The sequence below is a fragment of the Psychromonas sp. genome (assembly GCF_983033635.1).
Map to the genome: position 1 here is coordinate 22546 of NZ_CEZLMY010000034.1, position 7549 is coordinate 30094.

Consider the following 7549-nt stretch of genomic DNA (forward strand, 5'->3'; position numbering starts at 1 on the left):
TAAGATGCGCGCGCAACGTAAACAGATTATTGAATATATCGAGCATGGTAATATTGCCGCGAAAAATATAGCAGCTGCTCTGCGCGTTGCGAAAATCACACCGGATGCCTCTGCCTGGTTACTGTTTATTGATCATCTTTTACTCTGGGTCGGTGCATTGGCTCTGGGGTTTTCCAGTCTGTTTTTTATTGCCTATAACTGGACAGAACTAGGCCGTTTCAGTAAATTTGCCTTGATTGAACTGTTAATGGTGGCGGTGATTGCACTCTACTGGATCCGGGGTAACAATAGTATGCTTGGCAAAGTTTGCCTGCTGCTTGCCAGCCTGTTTCTCGGTGTATTATTGGCCTTATACGGACAAACCTATCAAACAGGTGCCGACCATTGGTTGCTGTTTTTTTACTGGGCTTTATTGATGTTACCTTGGGCTATAATAGCCCGTTTCCCGGCAATCTGGCTCCTCTGGCTACTACTGCTCAATCTATCTATGATTCTCTACCACAACAGTTTTCACTCTCTCTTTTCCGTGGCATTGAGCAGTGATCAGGGGCTAATTTGGCTGCTCTTCCTGTTTAATACACTCAGCCTGATCACGCTAGAGTATTTAGCTAACATCTACCCCTGGTTAACAGAACGCTGGATGTTACGACTGATCGCAGTTGCCAGTGGTTCTACAATTACTTCATTGGTTTTACAATCCATATTTGAACGTCACGATTCCGATTTTCTACCTGCCCTAATCTGGTTTACCTTTATCGCTACGCTGTTTTTTGTCTATCGCAGAATAAAAGCCGATCTGTTTATGCTGGCGGGAGCTTGCCTCTCAGGGATTATGGTAATTATAACATTTATGGCGAAATACCTATTGGACGATTTTGAAGCGGCTGGTTTTCTCTTTTTGGCAGTAATGGTGATCGCTCTTGGCTGCGCATCTGCAATATGGTTGAAGAAAGTGCATAAGGAAAATCTGTTGTGAGCAGTGATAAACAACCTCTCTGGAATAAACTTGTTAACGCAAAGCTCGTTCAAGGACCCCCTCCCAAAATGGAAGAGCCTGAATCGCCTTGGTATATCAAACTGTTATTGGCTTTATCCGGCTGGGTAGCCTCTCTATTTTTACTTGGTTTTGTTGCTGTCGCCTTTTCCGATATTTTTGAAAATAGCTTTACCTCTTTTATTGCAGGGGGGCTAATGATTGCCGGAGCATTTGCCATTTTACAGATACCAAAAAATGAGTTTTTACAACACCTGATGCTGGCCGTTAGCTTAGCCGGGCAAGCATTAATGGTTTGGGGCATTGCTGTTGACAGCACTCAGGATAACCTTGTTTATGTGTGGGGATTGATCACTGTTATGCAGCTGCTTTTAGCCATACTTATGCCTGATTTTGTGCATAGAGTGTGGTCAGCCTTTGCCGCTGCTATCGCCTTTTCAATGACTATGCAATTGCTGCAACTGCCCTATTTAAATAACTGTATCATTCTTTTTTTAGCATGCTGGTTAGTGCTTAATGAATTTCATTTTCCTGAGCAAATCAGAAAATTCCAAGCTATCTCTTATGGTTTGATATTAGCTTTAATACCGATCAAGGGCTCTGCCCTATTTCCTTCTCAATCGTTCAGCTGGCTTATTGGCTCAAGCGAAACTATTGATCCCCCTTGGCTTGATGAACTGTTTTTAGCTCTCACCATGTTCTACCTTGTTTTTAAATTATTGCAGCGTTTTTCAAAACCTATGTTTACTGTTTTCAGCATATCAACACTGTTTACCACGTTACTGCTCTGCGTCCTGTCCATGCAAGCTCAGGGGATCAGCGTGGCTATGGCGATTATGCTATTAGGTTTTTCGGTTAGTAACCGAATACTGCTGGGGTTAGGCATCTGCTCATTACTCTTTTATATCTCTACCTATTACTATCAAATGCAGACTAGCTTGCTGGATAAATCCATAACCCTAGTTATTATTGGCAGTGTGCTGCTGATTGTACGCTACCTGATATTACGAGCTTTAAAACACCAACAGGAAGTGGCTCATGTATCGTAAAATTGCTATCGCCGCCCTTATTGCTGTCCTCGCAGTTATTAACTGGTCCATTGCAGGTAAAGAAAAGCACCTTCACGATGGTCAAATTGTTTATCTGCAGCTTGCTCCCGTTGATCCCCGCTCGCTGATGCAAGGTGACTATATGGCGCTTAGATTTACTATTGCGGACCAGATTTATCAAACACTTCCAAAAAAACAGCAATACGACTCATGGTCTCATAATGTAGATGCAAGCGATGGTTATGTGGTAGTCAATTTAAATAAGAAAAATATCGCCAGCTACCGTCGCATCTATCAACAGCAGCCGTTAGAAAACAGTGAACTCCTGCTGCGCTACCGCGTACGTAATGGCGCAGTGAAGTTTGCCAGCAATGCTTTCTTCTTTCAGGAAGGTGATGGAAAACAGTATCAAGCGGCTCATTATGGCCAGTTTAGAGTTAATAAAGACGGCGATTTATTACTCTCAGCTCTGTTTGATAAAGATTTAAATAAGCTCCCTCACGGAGCAGAGAAAGAATAAATTTGAATTTATCGATAGCCAATCTACCTCAGAATGGAAAAATCAGATGATAAACAATATTAAAAAGTATCTTTGTTAAGCAAGCAACATCTTGCAGATCGTGCGTACGCCATGGCCTTTACCGCCTGTTGCCCACAATCCATTCGCGCTCATCTGGTAACTGCCGGAAAGATCAAAATGAATCCAGTTAGCTTGTGGCTGTTTTACAAATTTGGCTAAAAATGCAGCAGCCGTTGATGCCCCGGCCATCCCTTCACCGCTATGGATATTGGCAATATCGGCAAATGATGAACTGATCTGCTCAAGGTGAAAATCTGCAAAAGGTAAACGCCACAGCATCTCATTTTCCTGTTGTGCGCACCCCAGCGCAAGCTCTGCAAGTTTATTATCCATAGTGAGTAAACTGTTGTAATCACGACCTACAGCCATTTTAGCGGCGCCTGTTAAGGTTGCAGCATCAATAATACAGTTAGGGTTATTTTCCTGTGCGGCAATTAAACCATCAGCCAAGACTAAGCGCCCTTCTGCATCACTGTTTAATACTTCAACTGTGACACCATTTTTATAGGTGATCACATCGCCTAATTTAAGGGCATTGCCGCTGATTAAATTTTCTGCGCAACATAAATATAATTTAACGCGTTTATTTAAACCATTCACAATAGCTAATGCGAGTGCTGCGGTTAATGTAGCAGCGCCGCCCATATCGCTTTTCATTGCGGTCATTGAATCACTCGGTTTTAAACTGTAACCGCCGGAGTCAAAAGTAATCCCTTTGCCGACTAAGGCATAGTCAACGGCAGCATCCGCATCGCCACTTGGGTTAAAATCAAGCTCTAACATACAAGGAGGACGCACGCTGCCTTTACCAACTTGATAGATACCTTGTAAATCTGCTTCGAGCAGTGCTTCACCCGAAATGATTTTATATTCAACAGGCAAATCTAGAGGTACTAGATGTGTTATCAATGACACAGCTTTCTCGCAGAGCTGCTCGGGTGATAATGCCTGTGGACCTAGATTAATGGTGTTACGTACCCACTCCATAATTAATTTACGTGACGTTAATGTTTGCAGTTCATTATCTTCGATATCACCAAAGTCGATATTGGCTCCGCTTTTAGCATTATAAAAACCTTGCGAAAAAGCCCAACGTAATTCGTTATCCCAACCTTTACCTTGCAGTTTAATACGTTCGATAGTCATTGAATCAAGTTTACGCGCAGCGCTTTGCACCTGACGGAACAGTGATTTTTTTTGATCTAAATGGATAACAGACTGGCCTTGTGAAAAACTCAGCAGTGCGCTCTTTCCCCATGTCGCATCGGCAACATCAAAACTTAAAGAAACCAAAAAACAATGACTCATTTTCTTACCTTTTAAATAAACAAAAACGCAAGCCGAAGCTCGCGTTTAAAATCACTGTCATTAGCGATTACATCTCTTCAATCCAACATTGCTGCACCGCTTCTAAAATACGCTCGCTGCAATGGTTTGGATCATCATCAAAATCCGCAAGATGCAAAATCCATTCACGCAACTCAGTAAAATGCAGCTGGGTTGGATCTTGCTTGGGATATAAATCAATTAAAGCTAACGCTAATTCTTGGGAGTCTAGCCACTTTAAAACCATACTTACCTCCAATATCATTTAACTGTTAATTGATTCTATGCCATTTTTTAAATTAATGATTTTCAGAAACAATATTGATGGTATATTTTGGGATTTCTACGACTAAATCTTCATCAGTCACACAAGCTTGACAACCAAGACGCGACTCTGGCTCAAGCCCCCATGCTTTATCTAACATATCATCTTCAAGCTCATCACTCTCTTCAAGTGAATCAAAACCTTCACGCACCACAACATGACACGTTGTACAGGCACATGACTTTTCGCAGGCATGCTCTATCTCGATATCATTTTTCAGAGCGATATCTAAAATAGTTTCACCTTCGTCAGCTTCAACAGCCAGACCTTCAGGGCATAACTCTTCATGAGGTAAAAATATTACTTTTGGCATCTTAATCGCACCTTATGTTTTAAGATTATCTATTCTCGTGGTTATATTTTATCAACCGATTGACCAGTTAACGCCTGCTTGATTGATGCATCCATACGCAATGATGCGTAATGATCCGTTAACTTATCAATAGCTGCAAGCGCATCTTTAATTGCATTAATATTATCGCCTTGGCCAAGATCAGCAAGCACTTTAATACTGTCAGTAATGGTTTGATATTCGCTTGTCGAAAGCAGCAACGCCCCGTCTTTGTGCAATGCTGCTTCAAGGTTTTCAATCACACGTTTTACTTCAACCTGCTGCTCAATCAGCATACGTGCTTGAATATCATGCTCGGCAAACGTCGTCGATTCAGAAAGCATCTCCATCACCTGGCTATCGCTTAAACCATACGAAGGTTTAACTTCGATATGCGCCTGCACGCCCGATGATTTTTCCATTGCACTAACACTTAACAGACCATCTGCATCGACCTGGAATGTCACGCGAATATGAGCTGCACCGGCAGCCATTGGCGGAATATCAGTTAATACAAAACGTGCTAATGAGCGGCAATCTGCCACCATTTCTCGCTCGCCTTGTAAAACATGGATCAACATCGCTGTTTGACCATCTTTAAAGGTAGTAAATTCTTGTGCTCGCGCAACAGGAATAGTGGTATTACGGGGAATAACTTTCTCAACCAATTCGCCCATTGTTTCAAGTCCTAATGACAACGGCAAAACATCTAATAACAACATTTCAGAATCGGGTTTATTACCTACTAGGATGTCCGCTTGGATAGCCGCACCAATTGCTACTACCTTATCCGGATCGATACTGGTCAGGAGATCTCGTTTAAAAAAATCACTGACTCTCTCACGTACTAACGGTACGCGCGTTGAACCACCAACCATTACAACTTCAACTATCTCATCAAACCTGATTTGTGCATCTTTAATGGCACGCTTACAAGCGCGCAGTGTCTTTTTCACCAGTTTTTCTATCAACTTTTCAAATGTCGTTTTATCAAGCACACCTGACCAGTCAAGATATTGTAATTCAATAGAAACTTGCTGTTGTTCGCTCAATTTTTGTTTGCTATTACGTGCAACCTGTAATAATTCCTGCTGTAATTCAGGCATTATTTTCCCTGTAATATTGGCTTGTGTTTTTATCCAATTGACAATGGTTAAGTCAAAATCATCGCCACCCAGTGCAGAATCACCACCGGTTGCAAGTACTTCGAAAACACCTTTATGCAAATGTAAAATAGAGATATCGAAGGTGCCGCCACCTAAATCATAAACCGCAATCACCCCCTCTTTACCGGAATCGAGCCCGTAAGCAACTGCGGCGGCTGTTGGTTCATTTAATAAACGCAGAACATGTAGACCCGCTAAACGAGCCGCATCCTTTGTGCCTTGACGTTGTGCATCATCAAAGTAAGCAGGCACAGTGATCACCACGCCATCTAGTTCGCCTTGCAGAGTTTCTGTTGCGCGAGCACTTAAGACCTTTAAAATTTCGCTTGATGCCTGCACCGCATTAATCGGACCTGAGCGCGTTTCAATTTGAGCCAGCCCGCTTTGATTTGCGCTAAGCTGATATGGCAGGTGAGTTTTATCTAGATCTGTTAAATTTTTGCCAATTAAGCGTTTCACTGAAGCCAGCGTGTTTAATGGATCAGTTAACAAACAGGACTGTGCAGCTACGCCGACACTGATACAGGTATCGCCCTGTGCATCTTTTTCACCATAATGCACAACCGATGGCAACATATCTTGCTGATTTTGATCAGCTAAAGTTAAAGCTTCACCACTGCGTACGCTGGCGACAAGAGAGTTAGTGGTACCTAAATCGATGCCAACCGCTAACTTATGTTGATGGGGCGCAGCAGATAAACCTGGCTCTGCAATTTGTAATAATGCCATCGAGAATGATCCTGTTTTTTAGTAGTTTTAGTCGAACAATTTTTCTTCAAGCAATTCGAGTTCAATTTGAAGTTTGAGCATAAATTTTAACTTACGGACGCTGTCTGCCGCTGCTTCTATTTCATTAAGGCTTAATTGTGATTCAATTAATGATTCTAAATCAATCACTTGTTTATGTATATTTTCTGCAAAGCGTTCAATTTCATGTTCATCATCTTCAGTAAATGAAGCAATAGTTTCGCGCCACTCCATCTGCTGCATCAAAAAGTTGGTATCTTGCAGGGTTCTTTGCTCTAAGGCGATATCCAGCCCGGCTAATAACAGTAGGTATTGCGCACGTAAACAGCTGTTTTTTAATGTATGGTAGGCATCATTTATTTCTGTACTTTTTTGCATCGCAGTTAAACGCTCACTGTCAGAGCAGATCGCAAATTTATCTGGGTGATATTGTTTTTGCAGTTCACGATAAGTTGCAGATAATAGTGTTTGATCAACAGAAAATGTAGCCGGAAGAGAGAATAGTTCAAAGTAGTTCAAAAGATGCTCCTAGCAAGATAAAGAGAGAGGTTTTTTTATCCTCAATAAGTGTTTATTTTAGCGATTTAGCACGAAGAGATTTTGTTCAATCTGAAGGGGAAAGCGCGCAGTTTATAGGTATAAATGCGCACTTTCGACAAAGAGATTGGGCAAAATAGCGAAGTGATTAATCGTGACAGTTTATCTAAACACTAAAACTCTCACCACAGCCACACTCTCCATCAGTATTAGGGTTGTTAAATTTAAAACCTTCATTAAGGCCTTCTTTAACAAAATCTAATTCTGTGCCATCAAGATAAACAAGACTTTTTTCATCGACAATAACTTTAACACCTTTATCGACAAATACTTGGTCATCATCATTAAGCACATCAACAAATTCAAGAACATAAGCCATGCCCGAACAACCTGATGTTTTAACGCCTAAACGCAAACCGATTCCTTTGCCACGATTAGCAAGAAAAGAAGCAACATGTTTTGCTGCTGGCTCTGTCATTGTGATTGCCAAAATT

9 protein-coding genes are annotated in these 7549 nt (G+C 41.6%); 3 read left to right on the forward strand and 6 right to left on the reverse strand.

Annotated elements, in window-relative coordinates; translation table 11 throughout:
- Positions 1 to 4: 4 nt before the first annotated feature.
- From AC4GME_RS06965 to AC4GME_RS06975, 3 genes are all read left to right on the forward strand, one after another.
- Positions 5 to 976, forward strand: a complete 972-nt coding sequence (locus AC4GME_RS06965) for a DUF2157 domain-containing protein (protein ID WP_490375827.1) — start codon at positions 5 to 7, stop codon at positions 974 to 976.
- 68 nt (positions 977 to 1044) lie between these two features.
- Positions 1045 to 2043: a DUF4401 domain-containing protein gene (locus tag AC4GME_RS06970; RefSeq protein ID WP_490379181.1), complete on the forward strand. Its 999-nt coding sequence runs from the start codon at positions 1045 to 1047 to the stop codon at positions 2041 to 2043.
- Positions 2033 to 2563 carry a GDYXXLXY domain-containing protein gene (locus AC4GME_RS06975; protein ID WP_490379182.1) on the forward strand — a complete coding sequence of 177 codons (531 nt, stop codon included), beginning with the start codon at positions 2033 to 2035 and terminating at the stop codon, positions 2561 to 2563. The genes AC4GME_RS06970 and AC4GME_RS06975 overlap by 11 nt, the downstream gene beginning before the upstream one ends.
- Before the next feature lie 75 nt (positions 2564 to 2638).
- On the opposite strand, the gene pepB is transcribed toward AC4GME_RS06975, so the two are convergent.
- From pepB to iscA, 6 genes are all read right to left on the reverse strand, one after another.
- Positions 2639 to 3931: an aminopeptidase PepB gene (gene pepB, locus AC4GME_RS06980; protein ID WP_490375824.1), complete on the reverse strand. Its 1293-nt coding sequence runs from the start codon at positions 3929 to 3931 to the stop codon at positions 2639 to 2641.
- A gap of 67 nt (positions 3932 to 3998) precedes the next feature.
- Positions 3999 to 4196 carry a Fe-S cluster assembly protein IscX gene (gene iscX, locus AC4GME_RS06985; RefSeq protein ID WP_490375823.1) on the reverse strand — a complete coding sequence of 66 codons (198 nt, stop codon included), beginning with the start codon at positions 4194 to 4196 and terminating at the stop codon, positions 3999 to 4001.
- Positions 4197 to 4248: 52 nt separating this feature from the next.
- Positions 4249 to 4587, reverse strand: a complete 339-nt coding sequence (gene fdx, locus AC4GME_RS06990; protein WP_490375822.1) for an ISC system 2Fe-2S type ferredoxin — start codon at positions 4585 to 4587, stop codon at positions 4249 to 4251.
- A 41-nt stretch (positions 4588 to 4628) separates the two neighbouring features.
- Positions 4629 to 6500, reverse strand: coding sequence for a Fe-S protein assembly chaperone HscA (gene hscA / locus AC4GME_RS06995; protein ID WP_490375821.1), 1872 nt, complete (start codon positions 6498 to 6500; stop codon positions 4629 to 4631).
- Positions 6501 to 6527: 27 nt separating this feature from the next.
- A complete protein-coding gene (gene hscB, locus AC4GME_RS07000) occupies positions 6528 to 7037 on the reverse strand; it encodes a co-chaperone HscB (RefSeq protein ID WP_490375820.1) in 510 nt (169 codons plus the stop codon).
- Between the two features lie 184 nt (positions 7038 to 7221).
- Entirely contained in the window at positions 7222 to 7545 is a 324-nt protein-coding gene (gene iscA, locus AC4GME_RS07005) for an iron-sulfur cluster assembly protein IscA (protein ID WP_490375819.1), read from the reverse strand.
- Positions 7546 to 7549: the final 4 nt, after the last annotated feature.